15 protein-coding genes are annotated in these 19,474 nt (G+C 65.9%); 11 read left to right on the top strand and 4 right to left on the bottom strand.

The window, feature by feature from the left end:
• Positions 1–3: 3 nt before the first annotated feature.
• Positions 4–1,440: an FAD/NAD(P)-binding protein gene (locus DFR29_RS24580; protein ID WP_133821296.1), complete on the top strand. Its 1,437-nt coding sequence runs from the start codon at positions 4–6 to the stop codon at positions 1,438–1,440.
• A 196-nt stretch (positions 1,441–1,636) separates the two neighbouring features.
• Here DFR29_RS24580 and DFR29_RS24585 read toward each other — a convergent pair whose 3' ends face one another.
• The 3 genes from DFR29_RS24585 to DFR29_RS24595 all read right to left on the bottom strand — a co-directional run bounded on the left by DFR29_RS24585 (position 1,637) and on the right by DFR29_RS24595 (position 8,022).
• Positions 1,637–3,247, bottom strand: a complete 1,611-nt coding sequence (locus tag DFR29_RS24585; RefSeq protein WP_341829866.1) for a serine hydrolase — start codon at positions 3,245–3,247, stop codon at positions 1,637–1,639.
• A gap of 209 nt (positions 3,248–3,456) precedes the next feature.
• Complete coding sequence (locus DFR29_RS24590; RefSeq protein WP_133821297.1) at positions 3,457–6,450, bottom strand: TonB-dependent receptor; 2,994 nt, start codon at positions 6,448–6,450, stop codon at positions 3,457–3,459.
• 39 nt (positions 6,451–6,489) lie between these two features.
• Positions 6,490–8,022, bottom strand: coding sequence for a transglutaminase-like domain-containing protein (locus DFR29_RS24595; RefSeq protein ID WP_133821298.1), 1,533 nt, complete (start codon positions 8,020–8,022; stop codon positions 6,490–6,492).
• 156 nt (positions 8,023–8,178) lie between these two features.
• Between DFR29_RS24595 and DFR29_RS24600 the strand changes: the two genes are divergently transcribed.
• The 6 genes from DFR29_RS24600 to DFR29_RS24625 all read left to right on the top strand — a co-directional run bounded on the left by DFR29_RS24600 (position 8,179) and on the right by DFR29_RS24625 (position 15,221).
• Complete coding sequence (locus DFR29_RS24600; protein ID WP_133821299.1) at positions 8,179–9,336, top strand: DUF819 family protein; 1,158 nt, start codon at positions 8,179–8,181, stop codon at positions 9,334–9,336.
• A gap of 3 nt (positions 9,337–9,339) precedes the next feature.
• Positions 9,340–10,731, top strand: a complete 1,392-nt coding sequence (locus tag DFR29_RS24605; RefSeq protein WP_133821300.1) for a C40 family peptidase — start codon at positions 9,340–9,342, stop codon at positions 10,729–10,731.
• Between the two features lie 311 nt (positions 10,732–11,042).
• Positions 11,043–12,140 carry a dipeptide epimerase gene (locus tag DFR29_RS24610; RefSeq protein WP_133821301.1) on the top strand — a complete coding sequence of 366 codons (1,098 nt, stop codon included), beginning with the start codon at positions 11,043–11,045 and terminating at the stop codon, positions 12,138–12,140.
• Positions 12,141–12,145: 5 nt separating this feature from the next.
• A complete protein-coding gene (locus DFR29_RS24615; RefSeq protein ID WP_133821319.1) occupies positions 12,146–12,994 on the top strand; it encodes a MurR/RpiR family transcriptional regulator in 849 nt (282 codons plus the stop codon).
• Between the two features lie 13 nt (positions 12,995–13,007).
• Positions 13,008–13,814, top strand: coding sequence for a L,D-transpeptidase family protein (locus tag DFR29_RS24620; RefSeq protein ID WP_243746170.1), 807 nt, complete (start codon positions 13,008–13,010; stop codon positions 13,812–13,814).
• A 162-nt stretch (positions 13,815–13,976) separates the two neighbouring features.
• A complete protein-coding gene (locus tag DFR29_RS24625; protein ID WP_133821302.1) occupies positions 13,977–15,221 on the top strand; it encodes a dicarboxylate/amino acid:cation symporter in 1,245 nt (414 codons plus the stop codon).
• 345 nt (positions 15,222–15,566) lie between these two features.
• Here DFR29_RS24625 and DFR29_RS24630 read toward each other — a convergent pair whose 3' ends face one another.
• Positions 15,567–16,592 (bottom strand): lysozyme inhibitor LprI family protein, encoded by a 1,026-nt coding sequence (locus DFR29_RS24630; protein ID WP_133821303.1) that lies wholly within the window; start codon positions 16,590–16,592, stop codon positions 15,567–15,569.
• Positions 16,593–16,712: 120 nt separating this feature from the next.
• On the opposite strand from DFR29_RS24630, the gene DFR29_RS24635 reads away from it, so the two are divergent.
• The 4 genes from DFR29_RS24635 (at position 16,713) to DFR29_RS24650 (ending at position 19,380) form a co-directional block, all read left to right on the top strand.
• Positions 16,713–18,062: an amidohydrolase family protein gene (locus DFR29_RS24635; RefSeq protein ID WP_133821304.1), complete on the top strand. Its 1,350-nt coding sequence runs from the start codon at positions 16,713–16,715 to the stop codon at positions 18,060–18,062.
• Positions 18,063–18,221: 159 nt separating this feature from the next.
• Positions 18,222–18,434 (top strand): hypothetical protein, encoded by a 213-nt coding sequence (locus tag DFR29_RS24640; protein ID WP_133821305.1) that lies wholly within the window; start codon positions 18,222–18,224, stop codon positions 18,432–18,434.
• Positions 18,422–18,832, top strand: a complete 411-nt coding sequence (locus DFR29_RS24645; protein ID WP_133821306.1) for a hypothetical protein — start codon at positions 18,422–18,424, stop codon at positions 18,830–18,832. Before DFR29_RS24640 ends, DFR29_RS24645 begins: the two co-directional genes overlap by 13 nt.
• Before the next feature lie 149 nt (positions 18,833–18,981).
• Entirely contained in the window at positions 18,982–19,380 is a 399-nt protein-coding gene (locus tag DFR29_RS24650) for an HU family DNA-binding protein (protein WP_133821307.1), read from the top strand.
• Positions 19,381–19,474 lie beyond the last annotated feature (94 nt).

The following is a 19,474-nucleotide window of genomic DNA, read 5'->3' on the forward strand; positions in this document are numbered from 1 at the left end:
GCCATGGGTACGAAGGTTGCCATTGTCGGCGGCGGCGCTGCTGCCGCGTTTGTCATCACGGAACTGCTGGAACACGGCGTCGGCATGCCCGCCGAACTGCACTGGTATTCGGGCCGCCGCGGCGGCAGCCGCGGGGTGGCCTATGCGACGCCGGTGGACGAGCACCTGCTCAACGTGCGTGCCACCGCGATGGGGCTCAACTCGGCCGAGCCGACCGAGTTCCTCGATTTCGCCCGCCAGCACCTGCCGAATGCCCGCGGCGGCGACTTCCTGCCGCGCCGGCTCTACGGCGACTATCTGGAAGCCCGCGTCTCGCGCGCCTTCGAAGGAGCTTCCTTCCGCGGTATCCGCGCCTCGCGCCTGCGCACCGAGATCGACAGCATCGCCCCCGCCGCCGGCGGCGGCTATGTGCTGACCGACTCCACCGGCTATCCCAATCACGCCGACATCGTCGTCGTCGCCACCGGTGCCCTGCCAGCGCGCGCGCTGCCTCAAGCCTGCGACGCCTTGATCGAAGCCGGCCGCTACGTGCTCGATCCGTGGCAGTGGCTGTCGGCCAACACCTTGCCATTCGATAAATTGCGCAAAGTACTCATTGTCGGCTCCGGTCTGTCCGCGGTCGACCTGGCTCTGAGCGTGACCGAGCGCTGGCCGCAGGTGCGGGTAACCCTGCTGTCACGCCGCGGCCGTCTGCCTGCCGCGCACGTGCGCGACGCACAACTGCCGGCTGAAGGTCTCAACGAATTGCTGGAAGACCTGCGCGAACATCCGGATCTGCGCAGCTGGACCCGGCTGGTGCGCAGTGCCTGCGACGAAGCCGATGACTGGCGCAGCGTGGTCGACAGCCTGCGCCATGCCACGCCACAGCTGTGGCAGTCGCTGGGCGAGGTCGATCGCCGCCGTTTCCTGCGCCATCTGCGCGGCATCTGGGAAATCGGCCGTCACCGCATGCCACCGCAAGTGGCACGGCGCATGCTCGAACTGCAGGCCGACCGGCGTATCGAAACCCAGGCCGGGCGCATCCAGTCCTTCCGTGCAGGCAAGCAGAACCGCCCTATCCTGGCCTGGACCCAGGCGCCGCGCCACGACAGCGTGCAAGTGGCCAGCTATGACCTGGTACTGCAATGCGTAGGCATGGACACCGAAGCGCGCAGCACTACCCATGGACTGGTGCGCTCGCTGCTGCAGCGGGGCTTGGCCACGCCCGACCGGCTGGGCCTGGGCCTGCACGCCGACAAAGACGGGCGCCTTGCACCAGACCAGCGTCTATGGACCCTGGGCGCGCTGTGCCGCGGCCGCGACTGGGAATCCACCGCCATCCCGGAAATCCGCCAGCAGGCCCGCCGCATCGCCGTGCAGCTGTTCCGCGAGCTGGCCAGCGATACCGCTCGCGAAAAGCCGCCGCGACGCACGGCGGAGGTGGCGGATATTCATTGGTAGGCTTGGCTCGGTCAGTCGCCGGCTTCGCACGTCATTCAACTCACACCACGTTGGAAACTTCTGCAAGGTGAAAAGTGAATATGCGGAGCAGGCGTCGAAATGGCCGAGCCGTCCCGATCTGATTTTCGCCCCGCCCCTTACCTAACCTCTCCCCAGGCTCGCAAGCGAGCCTGGGGAGAGGGACCGGAAGCAAAACCTACCGCCGCGACTTGGCACAATCCCCTACCCGCACAAACGCCAGATCCGGATAGTCGTAGCTGAAATCTGCGTTCTTATCCACATGTTCCAAAGTGAGTCGATCTGGTTCGCCCGCCGCACCTGCGTGGAAATCCAGCCACGGTTCCGCATCGACGCTATCGTCGTCCCAGTCCACCAGCAGGCGCCCGTCCTGGCGCAGCACGGGTCCGCTCAGCCGCGGCGACTTGGCGGCCTCGAAATACACCTTGCCCTTGGCTGCACAGAGACGGACATCGCCGAACCAGGCATCGCGGTAGATCCCGCTCCATTGCGCCACCTCGTCCGGCCCGACTGCCGTCCGCTGCGGTTTGGCTTCAGCGGCGGCGGATGTGTCGGTGCCCCGCTCCTGCGCCAGCTGTTCGGCCAGGGAAGCAATGCCGACCGCCTGCTGTGGCGCGCTGTAGTGCTTGACCAGGGCTTGGTTCAGAACCGTGCGCGCCTCGCCGCCATCGCCGTTGATCAGCACGACGAAACCGACTTTCTTCTGCGGCAGCAAGGTCAGCACCGAATACATACCGGCCAGCGTGCCGGTATGCGAAACCTTCAGCGTGCCGTCCACGTCGGACAGGCGCCAGCCGTAGCCGTAGGCGCTGAAATGCGCGTCGTCCCAGCTGCGCTGGCGCGCGCCCAGGCCCAGCGGAATCTGCGCTGTCCACACCGCCTCGCGCTGCGTGCGCGACAACCACGGCGTCGTACCGTCGGCCGCCTTCGTATCGACGTCAAGCCAGGCCCGTGTCCAGGTCAGCATATCGTCCAGGCTGCAGCGGATGCCGCCGGCCGCGGCCGAGGCGACGGCCGGAATGGTCTTGCCGTCGGCGCGGATCACCACGTTGCGGCCGTCTTTGCGCATATGCGGCTGGGCGACATTGCCGACCGCGTCGCGCCGCCACTCGCCGACCTGGCAGCGGCGCAAGCCCAGTGGCTGGAATACCTCGCGCCGCAGCAGTTCCTCGTAGCTGGCGCCGCCCGCCGCGGCGGCGACTTCGCCGGCGACGATATACAGCAGGTTGTCGTAGTCGTAGCGCGAACGGAAACTGTAGGCCGGTTTCAGATGCGCCAGCGCCGCCATCACGTCGGCGCGGCTGAACGCGTTCGGCTCGGGCCAGAGCATCAGGTCGCCGGCACCGGCACGCAGGCCGCTGTTGTGGATAAGCAGGTCGCGCAGCTGGATTTCCCCCGTGACCCAGGGATCGTACATGCGGAAACCCGGCAGATGGCGCAACACCGGATCGGTCCAGGACAGCTTGCCCGCATCGGCCAGGCGCGCCAGCAGTGCCGTCGTCATGGCCTTGCTGTTCGAGGCGATCTTGAACAGCGTATCGGGCGTAATCGCCTGCCTGCTGCCGGCCCGCGTTTCGCCCGCGGTGCGGCGGAACACGACCTTGCCGTCCACCACCACGCCAACTGCAAGACCGGGCAGCTGATAGCGCTGCAGGGTTTGGTCGAACAAGGCATCCAGCGCCGACTGCGCCGGTATCGCCTGCGCCACTATCGGGGGGGGCGGTGCCGCTTGTGCCTGGACCGCCGTGACAGCAGTACCCAGCATCGCCAGGGCCAGCCACCGAGGCACCCGTCCCGCTCCGGCGGCAGCGGCGCGCCTACCGTCATCTGCCGCAATGTCCGCTGCACGATCGCGTAAGGCCTTGTCGAATGGCATCGGCTCGCTTCGTCATGGAAAAAATTCGGTCGAGAATACCTGCGGGAGGGATTCGGGGGGAGGCACAGGCTCCCGACCGAGGGTAAACCGAAGGCCCGGCACTGCGTACCGGGCCATCCAGGCTAGAAATCCAGTTTTACCTTCAGCTGCGCATAACGCGGCGACTGATAGTCCGTGCCGTAGCGGAAGGTCGGGTTGAGTTCGTCGCCGATATCGGTCTGCAGATCCTGGTCGACCGCGGTCACGCGCGTGCCGTTGAACAGGTTGTATACCGCCAGCGTCACGCCGAGATCGACCTCGCCGAAGGAATGCGCATAGCTGATGCTGGCGCCGACGTCGTAACGCCAGGGCATGCGGCCGTAGGAACCGCGTGGCGAGAGCCGGTAGACGCGCTCGGACGGATTGTCCGCGGTGCAGTTCTGCACGCAGATATAAAAGCTGTGGTAGTTGGTGCCGTCGAATGGATTGCCTACGCCCAGGCCACTGATCGGCGCGCCCGACAGCGCGGTCAAGGTACCGCCCAGGCGCCAGGAGTCGCTCAGCGCATAGGCGCCACGCAGCTTGATCTGGTGACGGTGATCGTTCGGCAGCGACCCCTCGGCATTGAGGTCGACATACGGATCGTCGAAATGCTCGGTGCGGCCGGTATCGGAGAAGCCCGTATCGGTATTCACCGGGCCTTCCGCATTGCCGCGGCTGTACGACAAGGTATACGAGGCGTTCAACGACCACAGCCCGTCCCATGCGCGGTCGAGCTGCAGTTCCAGCGCCTTGTAGGTGCGCTTGGGTTCGGTATAGCCGCGCTCGCCGATGTAGTTGCCGTCGTCGTCGTACAGCGCCCAGCCGCGACGCGAGGTATCGATGGTGACATAGCCGTCGTTGACGCCGTCGCAGTTGGTATCGGTATACACGGTCACGTCGCGGCCGGGATTGGCCATCACGTAGCCGATGCTGGTCGGCTCGCCGTCGCAGAGTATGCCGTTGGAGGTCAGCTCCATGTCGTCGATGGCATTGTGCAGTTTGCGGTGAATGCCGCGCACGCCCCAGCCCCATTTGTCGTCGAGCATGGACTGGAAGCCCAGGATGAACTCGTCTTGGTAGACCGCGTCCATGTCCTTGTCCACTTCGCCGCGCAGGTCGCCGACGCTGCCGTCGCCCTGGGAATCGTCGACCGGCCCGATCTGCGGTCCGAGCACGAGGTTCTGGTAGGTCTGGCCGTTGTACTGGAACGGCTGGAAGCCGTTGAACGCCCAGAACGTGCGCCGGTCGAGGAAGGCGCCGGCCTGTTTCACATTGATAATATTCGACACCGGCAGGAAATAGCGTCCGGCATTGGCGAACAGCTTGCTGCGGCCGTCGCCGCCTACGTCCCAGGACAGGCCCAGGCGCGGCGCGAGCATGTCGTCCATCTTGATGTAGGTGTCGCCCTCGCCGTTCTTGTTGTCGAAACCTTCCAGGCGCAGGCCCAGGTTGAGCGTCAGGCGCGGCGTGATCGACCAGTTGTCTTCCAGGTAATAAGCCGTGTTGAGGGTTTCGAAAGTGCCGCTGACTTCCTGCTGGCGGCCGCGCACATACGCGGTCACGCCGGCGGGCACGACGCCGCCATTGGCCAGGGTCGCGCCGGGCGAGGTGGTGAAGATCTCGTACAGCAGCCGCTCGGGGCCGGGATAGAAACTCACGTTATCGGAGGTGTTTTCTTCCCGGTCAAGGCCGAAGCGCAGCAGGTGGTCGTCCAGCGACCATTCGAAATCCAGCCGGTAGGCCTTGCGCTCGTCCTTGCCCTCTTCGATCAGGCCGCTGGTGGTACAGCCCACGTCGCCGCCGCCGGAACGTCGGTCGCGGATGCGGCTGCAGTCGATGTCGTTGAGGCTTTTCTGCACGCGGTCGCGTTCGTTGCCGCCGGCAAGGAACTTCATCGAGAACGAATCGCTGAGATAGCCCGTATACGTCAGCGCGTAGTTGTTGCCGCCGCTGTCGGTGTAGCGGCGATTGGTGAACGCACCACGCTGGCCGCTCTGGCCGTCGAACAGATAGTCGTTGCGCACAGTGCTGTTCTTGTCCGAGAACGCGAACAGCTCCAGCAGATGGCCGTCGCTGATCTGCCAGTCCAGCTTGGCGCCCCAGAAATCGTCGGGGCTGGACGAGCGGAACTGCTGGCCTTCGTCATTGGTGACAGTCACGTCCTTGTAGTCGCGCGCCTCGTACATGACGTAGAAGAACAGCTTGTCCGGAATCAGCGGGCCCGAGGCATACGCATTCAGATTGGTGCGGTCGTATTCGTCGTACTGGTAGCTGACCTTGCTGCCATCGGGGTTGTACTTGTCGCTGCCTTCGGTCTGCAGGAAGCGCGGCTCCCAGGTCAGCTCGGTGCCGAATTTGAATTCGTTGCTGCCGGAATTGGTCACGGCGTTGATAACGCCGCCGGTGGTACGGCCGAATTCGACCGAATAACCGCCGGTCTTGACCTGGAATTCCTTGAAGAACGAAAACGGCACCGAGGAAAACCCGATGCGCCGGTAGAAATCGGTGACATTCAGGCCATTGATGTAGACCGTGTTCTCGGCCACCGACGAACCGCCGAAGGAAATGCCGCCGAATGCGCCGGTGGTCACGCCGGGCGCCAGCAGGGCGACGGCCTGCGCGCTGCGCTCCACCGGCAGGCGGTCGAGCTCGGCCTTGGTCACGTTCATGGCCGACTCGGTCGAGGTCACGTCGACGACCATGCCACTGGTCGTGCCGACCACTTCCACCGCTTCCAGTGTCGCCGTCGCTGCCAGCGTGATGTTCACGCTGGTGGCATTGCCCAGGCTGACGCGCACGTCGTCGGCCCTGGCCGGCTGGTAGCCGTCCTTGCTCACTTCGACCGTGTAGTTGCCGATGGGCAGGAACGGAAAGCGGTAGCCGCCGTCGGCGTCGGCGCGCACGCTGCGGGTCAGGCCGGTTTCGCTGTTGCGCACCGTGATCTGCGCACCGGCGACGGACTGGCCGCCGCCGGCGACCAGCCGGCCGACCAGTGCGCCGTCATTGGACGCCGCCTGCGCCAGCGGCAGCATCGATGACAGGCAGACGCCCATGGCCATGCACAAAGCGGTTTTACGCAATGTCCTGCTGTTCATAACCCCTTCCCCGTCATGTTGCTTGCGTTACGGCTGGTTTCAGAAGGCCGGTTCCAGGCCGGCATGGAAATGGCGTAGCGCCGGCGGCGGCAGTGCAGCCTGAGGCGGCGCCTCGGCCTGCAGCGGCAAGGCCTGCCAGCTGAAGCGATAGTCCCACTGGTCGAAGTACAGATTTCCCCCTTTCCACTCTACCTCGCCGCGCTGCAGGTCGACCGTCTCGGAACGGAAGTGCTGCTTGGGCGGCACGAACTCGCGGCTGTAGTCGTCATTGAAGGCGATGCGGTCGCCATCCAGGCCGCCGAGGTAGAACCACTGCAGCGCCGGATCGGCCGCGGCAAGCTGGCCGTGGGTCACGTCCATCGGCACCCAGCCGTAGGGCTGCAGGTAAAGCCAGCCCCAGTCGTGCATGCTGTCAAAGCCGCCGTCGCCGAACTCCCAGCCCGACTGCCAGCGCGCCGGAATGCCGTTCAGGCGCAACAAGGCCATCAGCAGCAAGGTCTGCTGGCCGCAATCCGCATGGCCGGCGTGCAGCGCGTAGTCGCTGATATTGGAAAGTGTGGAATATTCCCGCGCCACCGCCCAGGGCGTGCGGTCGACCGCGGCGAACAGTTTTTGCGCAATGCGGTACGGGTTCTTCTCGCCACCGACGATCTCGCGCGAATAGCGCCGCAAGGCCGGGCTGAACACGATATGCGGCGCACGCTCGGCCACGAATGGCGCCAGCTCCGGCGTAATGCGCGCCGGCTGCACCTGTTGCGCGTCGATGGCGACGTAGGTGGCATAAGTGACCAGTTCGTAGTCGATGGAAAACTGCGTCGGCTTGCCCGCTACTGCCGGCTTTTCCAGGTATACCGTGCGCTGCAGCGCTGCTTCCGGAGCTATGCGCGCCTGGGCCGGTTCGCTGGCCAGCAGGCGCAGGTTTTCCTGCTGGCCGGCGAGCACGCGGGGAAACGGCAGCCAGGCGCGCACGGTTTCGCCGGCCGGCACCGCATCGGCATCGACACTGAGGGAATAGCTGACGCGGACGCGCCGCGGCGCCACGCTGCGGCGTTCGCTCGCCAGGGCCAGCCGGCGCACTTCGGCGTGATACGGCGACAGGCGATACAGCGGCCCGTCGGACGGCTTCAGCGGCGTGGCGCGGCGCGCCGCCGCGGCCGCATCGATGCGGAACAGGTTGTTCACCGCCGACTTGAAATAGCGCCGCTCGCCGTCGATGCGCAGTTGTTCCAGCAATCGCGGCTGGTCCCAGGCAGCGAGTTCGTCGGCGCGCAGATCCGGCACGGCCTTGCGTAGCTGCGCTTCCATCTCGCTGCGGCTCAGCGGGAAATCCAGGCGGATGCGGCGCATGCGTTCGCGTTCGAAGTGCCAGGCTTGGCGCTCGGCAGCGTCCGCGGAACGCCGCTGCAGCGCCGTGGCGATGGCGCTTTCGGCAGCGCGGAAATTACCTGCATCGACGAGGGCAACGACATCCGCCAGATCGCTGCCGGCCGACGTCGCCGCAGGCAGCTGCACGGCCAGCGCCGCGGCGCAGAGCGCAGCCCCCAGCGGCGCGAGGATCGATCGTTTCGCCATTGCCTTCACGCCGCTGCCGCCCCCGCGTTCGTGACCCCAGACGGCTGTGTAACATGGGCGAAACAGGTGGTCAATAAATTATTCTTGACACTTTTTGACAGCGAAGCAGATATTCGCAACACGATACAGGGGCCCTGCAGTGGGCTGTGGGGACGCATGATCCAGACGGTCTGGCCTTACCTGGCGATGATGCTGCTCGCCGCCGGCGTTTTCCCGGCGCTGGAGCGGCGCTTTCGCTGGCGCCTGTTCGGCCTGCTGCCGCCGATCGTACTGACCTATCTGCTGGTCATGAGCCTGGCCGTGGCCGGCCTGTGGCAGGCCACGGCCGAGATCAAGGCGGCGCAGGGCCTGGCCACGGCGCAACTGCTGCCGGCCCTGCTGTTCCTGCTCATGAGCCAGTGCGATCTGCGCGCAATCCTGGCCCTGGGCCCGCGTCTGCTCGGCGTATTCGCCTGCGCCATGGCCAGCATCCTCGCCGCGATCGTGCTGTGCTTCCTGCTGTTCCGCAGCGTGCTGCCTGCCGACGGCTGGCAGATGCTGGCGGCGCTGTCGGCCACCTGGACCGGCGGTTCGGCCAACCTGCTCGCCGTGAAACAGGCCACCGGCCTGAGCGACAGCTCGCTGTCGCCGGTGCTGCTGGCCGACGCGCTGTGTTATTCACTTTGGGTCATTGTGCTTTTTTCCTCCGCCCCGCTGGCAGCAGCCTTCAACCGCTGGAGCCGCGCCGCGGAACGGCCGGCCCAGGTCACTGCCGCAGCGCGGGCGAACGAGCCGGCCGACGCCGGCGACATTCTGAGCTGGCTGGGCATCGCCCTGCTGGTCGGTGTCGCAGCACAGGCACTGGCTGCCTGGCTGCCTGCGGGCGGCCTGCTCACGACGACGTCCTGGGCCGTGCTGGTCGCAACCGCCGCCGGCCTTGCCCTGGCGCAGACGCCGCTGTCGCGCCTGCCCGGTGCGAATGCCCTGGGCGGCGCCCTGCTCGCCTGCCTGGTCGCGGTGCTTGGCTCGCAATCGAGTTTTGCCGGCATCGCCGAGACACCGCTGTTCGTGCTCTGCGGGCTGTGCGTGCTTGCCGTGCACGTCGCCCTGCTGGCTGCGGCGGCGCGCCTGTTCCGCTTCGATATGCAGCTGTGCGGCATCGCGTCGCTGGCGCAGATCGGCGGCGTAGCGTCCGCACCGCTGCTGGCAGCCACGTATTCGGCCACGCTGGTGCCGGTCGCCGTCCTCATGGCCATGCTCGGGCTGGTACTGGGCACCGGCGTAGGCCTGTTCATGGCTGGCGTGCTGTCGGCGCTGGCCCCCGTCACGAGTTGAATCATGCGCGCCTATTTCACCGCCCTGCTCTGTCTTGTCCTTGCCGCCTGTGCCAGCAGCACGGCGCGGCGCGAGCCGCTGGTGCCGCCCGGCCACGGCGTGATCGGCGTGGAAGCCGCCCAGCTCGATGCCGCGTTCTGGATACGCCGGCAAGCGCAATCCGCACGCCTGACACTCGACAGCGACGCGATCGCCGCGCAGAACGCCAGGCTGTTCGCCCAGGACAAATCGGTGCACGACCTGCAGACATTGCCGGCGCAGATCGAGCGCGCCCGCATCGAACAGTGGATGGATGCCGTTTCCCGCCGCCCGCCAAAACCGCTGTACGACGAACACGGTGTCGAGATCGGCAGCAACGAACTGGATGCCCTGGTCGCCGCGACCAATCGCGCCGCGCTGCCGGCATACACTCCGCTGCGCTACGGCATGGTGGTGCGGCGTGCCGACCTGCGCGCCTTTCCCACGCGGCAGCGCGTGTTCTCCACGCCGCAGGAACGCGACATCGACCGCTTCCAGGAATCGGCGCTGTTTCCCGCCACACCCGTGGCGATACTGCAGGAAAGCCGCGACGGCCGCTGGTGGTTCGTGCTCAGTGCGCTCTACGCCGCCTGGATCGAAAAGGCCCACGTCGCCGAAGGCGATGCATCGGCAATTTTCAGCTATGCCGACAAGACGCCGTACCTCGTCGTGACCGGCAGCAGCGTGCAGACTGTGTATACACCGGAACAACCGGGGGTTTCCGCGCTGCAGCTGGACATGGGCGTGCGCGTGCCGCTGCTGGCCGGCTGGCCGGCGCACCAGTTGGTCAACGGACAGCATCCGTATGCGTCGCAGGTGATCGAGCTGCCGCTGCGCAACGCGGCGGGCCGTCTGCAGTTCGTACCCGCCCTGCTGCCGCGCAGCGCCGACACGGCCGACCGCTATCTGCCGCTGAACAGCGCCAACCTGCTGCGGCAAAGCTTCAAATTCCTCGGCGAACGCTATGGCTGGGGGCATTCCTACAATGCCCGCGACTGCAGCGGCTTCGTTGCCGAGGTGTATCGCAGCTTCGGCGTCATCCTTCCGCGCAATACCGGCGACATGGGCACCAGTCCAGCACTGAACCGCATCGCCCTGGGCGAAGGCGACGATCATGCCACGCGCCTGGCGGTATTGCGCCAGCTCAAGCCCGGCGACCTGGTGTTCATTCCCGGCCACGTGATGATGATCATCGGCCATATCGGCGACGAACCCTACGTGATACACGACACCACAGGCTTCAGCTACCGCGCCGCCGATGGCCAGCTCGCGCGCGTCACGCTGAACGCGGTGTCGGTATCGCCGCTGACGCCGCTGCTGGGCGGCAGCGCGAGTTATGTCGATCGCATCTACAGCATCCAGCGCATCAGGAATTAGGAATCAGGGGCGTCCAACAAAATGGCGGACTTGACAGCTACTAAGCCCTCCCCTTCAAGGACAGGGTTGGGTGGGGATCGTGTTGAAGCGTTTGCCTTGTCTATCGGGGCAAAACGGTGGAATAGGCATTGTCGTTATTCTGCGCAAAAACCGGACGGCGACGAACTACACCATCCCCACCCAAACCTGCCCCTTGAAGGGGAGGGCTTCAAGCTACTGTCAGCGGATCGCACTGCATTTTGTCGGACGCCCTGAGAAATGCCCGGACACGCCGAACACTCGACACTGGTCAGATTTTTCCAAGGACGCCCATGAGAATTACCGACATCCGCCTGTCCATGCTGCGCGTGCCGCTGAAGACGCCGTTCAAGACGGCGCTGCGCACCGTGGAGACAGTGGAAGACATTGTCGTCGCCATCCATACCGACACCGGCCATGTCGGCTATGGCGAGGCACCGGCCACCGCGGTGATCACTGGCGATACACACGGTTCCATCGTCGAGGCGATCCGCAAGTTCATCTTCCCGCGCCTGATCGGCGCCGAAGTGGCCAACCTCAACCGCATCACCCAGCTGATCCAGGGCGCGCTGGAGAAGAACTTCAGCGCCAAGGCCGCGGTGGAAATCGCCGTCTACGATCTGTTCGGACAACTGTACAACGCCCCGTTGTACAAGATGCTCGGCGGCGGTGACCCGGTCATCGCCACCGACATCACCATCAGCGTGGACTATATCGACAAGATGGTGGCCGATTCCCTGGCCGCGGTAGAACGCGGTTTCGAATCGCTGAAAATCAAGGTAGGCAAGGACATCGGCGTCGACATCGAGCGCACCAAGGCGATCTACGCCGCGGTCGAAGGCCGCGCCCTGCTGCGCCTGGACGCCAACCAGGGCTGGAGCGCCAAGCAGGCGGTGTACGCGATACAGGCGCTGGAAGACGCCGGCGTACACCTGGAACTGGTCGAGCAGCCGGTCAAGGCGCAGGACCTGGAAGGCCTCAAATACGTGACCGACCGCGTACACACGCCGATCATGGCCGATGAAAGCGTGTTCGGCCCGATCGAAGTGATCGAACTGATCAAGATGCGCGCGGCCGACATCATCAATATCAAGCTGATGAAGACCGGCGGCATTTCCAATGCCATCCGCATCGCCGACATTGCCGCGCTGTACGGCGTCGAGTGCATGATCGGCTGCATGATAGAAACCAGCATCAGCGTCTCGGCCGCCGTCCATGTCGCCGTGGCCAAGTCGAATGTCATCACCAAGGTCGATCTCGATGGCCCGTCGCTGTGCCTGTTCAATCCGGTCGACGGCGGCGTGATCTTCAACGACTCGGAAATCTCCGTCACCGATGCGCCCGGCCTGGGCATTCGCGAAATCCGCGGGCTGGAGCCGCTGGCCGATTGAACGCCCTGTCGCCGCTGGTCCGCATCCGCGCCGAACGCGACCAGATGTCGGCGATCGAGCGCCGCATCGCCGACTTCCTGCTCGACAATGCTCACCTGCTGCGCGACTACTCCTCGCAGCAGCTGGCCAATGCCTTGAAGATCAGCCAGTCCAGCGTGGTGAAATTCAGCCAGAAGCTGGGGTTCAAGGGCTATCCCGACCTGAAGTTCTCGATCGGCGAATCGGTCGCCCATCACCGCGCGATCGAAAACGCCGGCCAGGCCGAAGGCCTGCTCGCCCATCCCTATGCCGCGCTGGCCGACAGCCTGTGGCGGCGCAAGATGGATGCGGAAAAGGAAACGCGGCTGATCAACGCACCGGCGCAGCTCGAAGCCATTGCCGCCATGATCGCCGCCGCGCCGAAACTGGTTGTCAGCGGCCTGGGCGAAGACGGTATCCAGGCCCAGTCGTTCGCCCTGCGCCTGTCGCTGCTGGGCCTGCACTGCGTGCATCACGGCGATCCGGTACTGCTGTCGACGGCGCTGGCCGGCGCCTGCCATAACGACGTGATGCTGGTGTTTTCCGAACACGGCAAGCAGCCCGCGCTGGCCCAGGTCAGCCGCGATTTGCGCGCGCGCGGCGGCAAGGTCGTATCGATCACACGGCATACCGCCAACGTGCTGCGCGCGCATGCCGACCAGAGCCTGCTGGTATCGGCCCACGACGAACGCGCCGAAATCGAACCGCTGCTGTACCGCGCGGCGCTGCAGCACCTGCTCGATGTTCTGTTTCTTGCCTTGTGCGAACGCCACGGCGAACGCCTGGTGCACCTGCAGGCCAATGTGGAACGCCTGCGCCAGCTGCTCGACCCCTGACCGAGGACTGCCCATGCCCGCCCTGCTGCCACGCCGTTGCGGCACTGCAATTGCCCGCCTGGCCGGCGTTGTCGCCACAATTGCCTTGACGAGTACCTGCGTTGGCGCGAACACAACGACCGAGGCCGACGCCTGGCGCGATGCGCGCCAGCTGGTGCTGGTCGTGACGCCCGACTGGAATGCCGACCGGGGCGAACTGCGCCGCTTCGTCCGCGACAACGGCAAAAGCACCTGGAAGAGAACCGGCGACAGCGTGCCGGTGACCATAGGCCGCGCCGGCTCCGCCTGGGGCCTGGGCCTGCATGGCACCCACGCAGGGCCGCAGAAACAGGAAGGCGATGGCCGCAGTCCGGCCGGCGCGTTTCATCTGGGCGAAGCCTTCGGCTATGCCGACAGCCTGCGCACCGCGATGCCGTATACGCCCATGCAGGCCAGCCACTATTGCATCGACGTGGCGGCATCGCCGCTGTACAACCAGATCGTCGATACCCGCGTCGTCGGCGAAGCCGCCATTGCCGGCAGCACCGAGCCTATGCGCCGCGACATCCATGTGGACGGCGACGTTCGCTACAAAGCCGGCTTTGTCATTCTGCACAATGCACAGCACGTTGCCGGCGGCGGCAGTTGCATCTTCGCGCACCTGTGGCGCAGTCCAGGCGAGCCGACCTCGGGCTGTACCGCGATGGACGAGGCGCAGATGCAGGCCGTGCTGGCCTGGCTCGATCCGGCGCGCAAGCCGCTGTTCGTGCTGTTGCCGCGGGCCGAATACCAGCACCTGAAAACAGACTGGGCGCTGCCTGCATGGGACAGGCAGCAATGAGCGCTTGCACCGGCATGCTTCACGTACGGTGCGATGAACGCAGCGAATTGCACCGCAAAGCCCTTCCGCCACACCGCCAGGTTTCGCCAGGATATGACACCTCGACGGTGCAATTCGCTGCGCTCATTGCATCCTGCGAAACGCGGCTCAAGGAACGCTTCAATGACTAGCGCAATGCGCGTGCTGCTTGCCCTGCTGCTCGGAACCGCACTGGGACTGATCCTCGCCCACTACGCGCCGCCAGCGGCAGCAACGCTGTCGAACGTGCTGCAGCCGCTGGGACGGCTCTGGCTGAATGCCTTGCAGATGACCATAGTGCCGCTGGTGGTGTCGCTGCTGATCGTGGGGGTGAACCTCACCCGCGACGCAGCAGCCTCGGGCCGCGTGGCACGGCGCGCCGTACTGTGCATCGTCGCCTTGCTGTTCTTCGGCGCTATTTTCGCCGCAGTGTTTGCGCCGGCATTCCTCGCCCTGCTGCCGCGCGACGCCGCGCTGGTCGAAACGCTGCGCGCAGCCACGGGCACGCCGGTCGCCGCAGCGGCCCCGGCCAGCCTGGCCGACTGGTTCGCCGGCATCGTTCCGACCAATGCGATTGCCGCCGCGGCGCAGGGCGCCATCGTGCCGCTGGTCGTGTTCACCCTGCTGTTCGCCTTCGCGCTGACGCGCATCGAGAACCTGCGGCGCCAGCGCCTGATCGAATGCTTCCAGGCCATCGCCGACACCATGACCGTCATCGTCGGCTGGGTGCTGTGGGCTGCACCGCTGGGCGTGTTCGCGCTGATCCTGCCGGTCAGCGCCAAGGCCGGCAGCGGCATGCTGCAGGTGCTGGGCTGGTACATCGCGCTGCAATGCACGCTGTATGCATCGATTGCGCTGCTGATGTACGCCGTCGCCGTGCTGTTCGGGCGCGAATCGCTGGGCCGCTTCGCCACGGCCGTCGCGCCGGCGCAGGCCGTGGCAGCGAGCACGCAGTCGTCGCTGGCCTCGCTGCCTGCCATGCTGCAAAGCGCGCAGCGGCTGGGCTATTCCGCACCGGTCAGTGCGCTGGTATTGCCGCTGGCAGTGTCGCTGTTCCGCATCGCCAGCCCGGTGCAATACATCGGTGTCAGTGCATTCATCGCCTGGGCCTACGGCATTGACATCCCCACCCTGCAATGGGGCTTCGCCGTACTGCTGGCGGTGGCGATCAGCGTCGGTTCCGCCGGCCTGCCCGGCCAGGCCACCTTCATGGGCACCAACCTGCCGGTAGTGCAGTCGCTGGGGCTGCCGATCGAGCCCATGGGTTTGCTGCTCGCGGTGGAACTGGTGCCGGATATTTTCGCCACAGTCGGTAACGTCACGGCAGACCTGGCGGCGACGAGTGTGGTGGCGCGCGGGGAGGATCCTGCAGCGGAACCGTCGGCGTGAGCCACGGGGCAGCTGGTCGGATTCGGCAAAAACCATCCCCACCCAGCCCCCGGCCCGTCGGGCATTCGGAGGCGACAGAGCCTGTCGGCTCTGAGCGTCGCCTCCTCACCCCATGAAAAGCTTGAGGGTGAGGGCCAATGCGCAGCGGACTTCGCGTCACCGGCTCCCTGGCACAAATTACAAAAGCGAAATATTTAAAAAATTGCAAGGTAGCTCCCTCTCCCCCGACAGCTGTCGGGGGAGAGGGCTGGGGTGAGGGAGCAGGCCTTGCAGGCTGGCATATCACGCCGTTTTCGCGAACAGATCGTCCACCCGGCAATCCGGCAACGTGACCGACAATCCGCCCTACTCGCCCTCCCCCGCCAACAGCTTCAACGCCTCATCCCGCTCCCGCGTGAAACTGGTGCGCCAGGCATCCGCCGGCACGGCGGGGTATTTGTGCGCACCGAACGCCACCCACGCATCGCGGTATTTGATCCAGGCGCGTTCGGCCGCGCGGATACCGTCGGGCGTGACCGTGCCGAGATTGCTGAAACTTTCGCCCTCGATCGGCTTGGCCGCCTTCATCGCCTTGGCGTAGCTGGCATTCAGCGACTTGTCCGCCGAGGCCAGCTCCTGCGCGCCGCCCCGCGGCAGCTTGCCCTGCTCGAAGGCCTGCAGGCTTTCCACCAGCTTGCTTTCCAGTTCTTCCCGCGCACCTACGGCCAGGGCGCCGCGGGCCGTGCCGCTCATGTCCACTTCGCCGTCGACCACAGCATCGAAATAGCTGTCGGCCGCGGCGCGCAGCCGGGCGAAGGCGGCGCGGTCGGCATCGCTCCAGCCCTTGCTCAAGGCCGCCACGCGCTGGTCGCGGTCGACCTTGGCCGACTGCGCGCCGCGGTCGGCGCAGAAGCCCATCATGTAGCCGCTGGTGATGTCGTCGCACAGATCCAGCGGCTGCGGACTGGCTTCCTTGGCCATCGCGTCCAGGTGCTGCAGCCGTCCGTCCAGCTCGGCCGGTGCGCCCTGCACTTCGCAGGCGAACTTCTTTGCCAATTCCACATTGCGCTTCACGCCGTAGCCGTTGGCGTAGATCATCATCAGCACGGCCGAGCCGCCAAACATGACCTCGTTGCCCTTGCCGCGCTCGATATAGGCGCACAGGCGCGCTTCTTTGTAGTCGGGCTTGTCGCCGTCGGCGTAGTAGAGGTTTTCCGAATCGCAGGCGGACAGGCGCGTGCGCGTGGCCGCATCGGGTTCGTCGCCCGGCGGAATCGCCGCCGTGGACAAGGCTTCGCAGGCAGGATTGTCGAACGCATCCTGCGCCGGTGCAGTTGCAGTGACAGCCATCAGGGCCGTGGCCAGGGCCAGCAGCGGCAGTGCTCGCAGCATGAGATTGAGGTCCGTTGTCAGGGCAGCCGAGTTTAGCCAGAACACCGCCCGGTCGAACGGTCAGGAAAACCGCCGCCGCGCTCGGCTATGCTGGGCGCTACTCACCTGCCGTGGCCTGCCATGCGTATCCCTGTCGTCGCGCTGTCCTGTCTGCTCGTCCTGGCTCCCGCCGCACTGGCCCAGTCCCCGGCACGGGACAATGCCGCAGACTGGCTGATCGTACAGGCCGGACAGCTGCTCGACCGGCCGGGCCAGGCGCCGCGCAACAACGCCACGCTGCTGATTCGCCAGGGCCGTATCAGTGCCGTGCGCGACGGCCTGCTCGATGCCAGCGCCTTCAGCGAAGCACCACCGGCTACGCGGGTGATCGATCTGCGCAACCGCTTCGTGCTGCCCGGGCTGATCGACAGCCATGTCCACCTGACCTCGGACAAGGCCGGCATCGAAGCCCAGCTCGACGCGGTGACGCGCAGCACCGCCGCCGCGGCCTACGAGGCGGCGGTGAATGCCCGCAAGACCCTCGCCGCCGGCTTCACCACGGTGCGCAATCTCGGCGACCGCGAAGGTGTCACCCTGGCCCTGCGCGATGCCGTTGCCGCGGGCAAGCTGCCCGGCCCGCGCATCGTCGATGCGGGCCGCGCCATTTCCACCAGCGCCGGACACATGGACGGCACCCTGGGCTATCGCGAGGAACTGCACGAAGTCATCCGCCGCGACGGCAATACCTGCAACGGTGCGGACGACTGCCGCCGCGCCGTGCGCGATCAGGTGGCGCGCGGCGCCGATGTGATCAAGATGGCCACCACAGGCGGCGTCAACAGCCGCATCGGTGCCGGCCTGGGCCAGCAGATGTTCGAGGACGAGGCACGCGCCATCGTCGATACCGCGCATCTCTACGGAAAGAAAGTCGCCGTGCACGCACACGGCGCCGATGGCATCGTGCTGGCCCTGCGCGCCGGCGCCGACTCCATCGAACATGGCACCTTGCTCGACACCACCACCCTGGCTGCCTGGAAAAACAGCAAGGCCTACTACGTGCCGACCCTGTCCACCGTCAACGGCTACAAGGAACGCCTCGCCGCCAACCCCGATGCCTATCGCGGCGACGTACGCGCCAAGATCGAATGGCGCATCGGCATCACCGGCAAGTCGCTGCGCCAGGCCGTGCCCGCCGGCATTCCCATCGCCTTCGGCACCGATGCCGGCGTCAGCCTGCACGGACGCAATGCCGACGAGTTCGAGCTACTGGTGGAATACGGCCTCACGCCCGTGCAGGCGATTCGCGCCGCGACGGTCAACGCCGCCGACCTGCTCGGCCTGTCCGCCGAAATCGGCAGTCTTGAGCCGGGCAAGCGCGCCGATCTCATCGCCGTGCAAGGCGACCCGCTGCAGGACGTGCGCCGGCTCAAGCAGGTGGACTGGGTGATCAAGGACGGCCGCGTGGAAAAAGCGCCGTCGCGCCTGGAATAGGCCGTATACGCTCGCTTTCAAGGCGCTGCTGCTGATCGTGCTGCCTGTGCGCTGGCGGCACTGAGCTGACTTGCGCTGCACCGCAACGGCGCGCCATCGGCCAGTTGGACGCAAGGCGCAGCGAGCGCGACCGCGCTGCCCCGCTGTCGCGCCTGGCTCTTGGCCGGCGCTATCGCCGCCGTGCTGCTCGCGGTCAATGCCATGGTGCTGCACAACGAATACCTGATCCGCACCGGCCAGCCCCTGTTCGTGCCGCTGCAGGCGCAACTGTCGCCCTTGCCGGCGCAGCAGATCAGCTGCCGCTCGATCTTCTCGGCAGCATCCAACGCACTAGCGGCCTGCCACCGAGCAGGGCTCTGGTGGTGCAGCTGAACGACGACAACATTGCACAACCCTTGCGCTACTTCAGCCTGACCGAATGGCTGGCTGACGGCGAAACCCTGCTGCCGCTGACACGCGGAGGCCAGCGGCATATCTTGGTGAACGAAAGCCGGCGCATCCGCCCCGGCAAGGCACAGCACTGGAGCAAGGCGCGTTTCGGCGAATTCCACCGCTTGCGCGGCGGCGACCTGATGCTGGTCGGCCTGGCAGACGAAAACCGCCAGCCGATACGCCCGGACCGAGTGCGGCAATTGTTAATTTTCTACAATTTCTGCCGCTTTCCGGGAAGACAGACCATTGCACAACCCGTGCCGGCCGCCGCGGCGACGGACCGCCGAAGATACTCGAAACGGCGTTTTCCTGCGGTTGCAGCGCAACACGCCGCGTGAACACTGCATCAATACGCGGTCATATGCGGTCGAATGCGTAAAAACCCCTTATTTCGCAGGCTCCTGATGCAGTAAAGTGTCGCCGCCGAGAACAGGCCGCTCGCCGATGACCGCGCGGGCGAATAATCCGTCACCGAGAACCAAAGCCCATGGCCAAGAAAGCAGCAACCGCGAAAGCAGCACCCGCTGGCAAGACCAAGAGCGCCGCCAAGTCCGCCGCGCCCGCCGCACCGAAGCCGATCAAGGACACCTTCACCAAGTCCGAGCTCGCCAAGTACCTTGCCGAACAGACCGGCGTGGAACCGAAGTCGGTGAAAGCCATCCTCGGCGCCCTGGAAGCCACCATGCTGGGCTCCATCCACAAGAAGGGCGCCGGCAGCTTCACCCTGCCGGGTCTGCTCAAGGTCACGGCGCAGACCGTGGCAGCAAAGAAGAAGCGCTTCGGCAAAGACCCGTTCAGCGGCGTGGAGCGCTGGTTCCCGGCCAAGCCGGCAACCGTGCGCATCAAGGCCCGCGCCCTGAAGAAGCTGAAAGACGCCGCACTCTGAGTCTGCGGAGGCGCAATGCCTCCGAGCTGGCAGACCTACACAACCGGGCGCTCTGCGCCCGGTTGTCGTTTCAGACTCGAAAAAACAAGCCACG

Origin of the sequence: Tahibacter aquaticus (assembly GCF_004363655.1) — a bacterium.
Lineage (GTDB): Bacteria > Pseudomonadota > Gammaproteobacteria > Xanthomonadales > Rhodanobacteraceae > Tahibacter > Tahibacter aquaticus.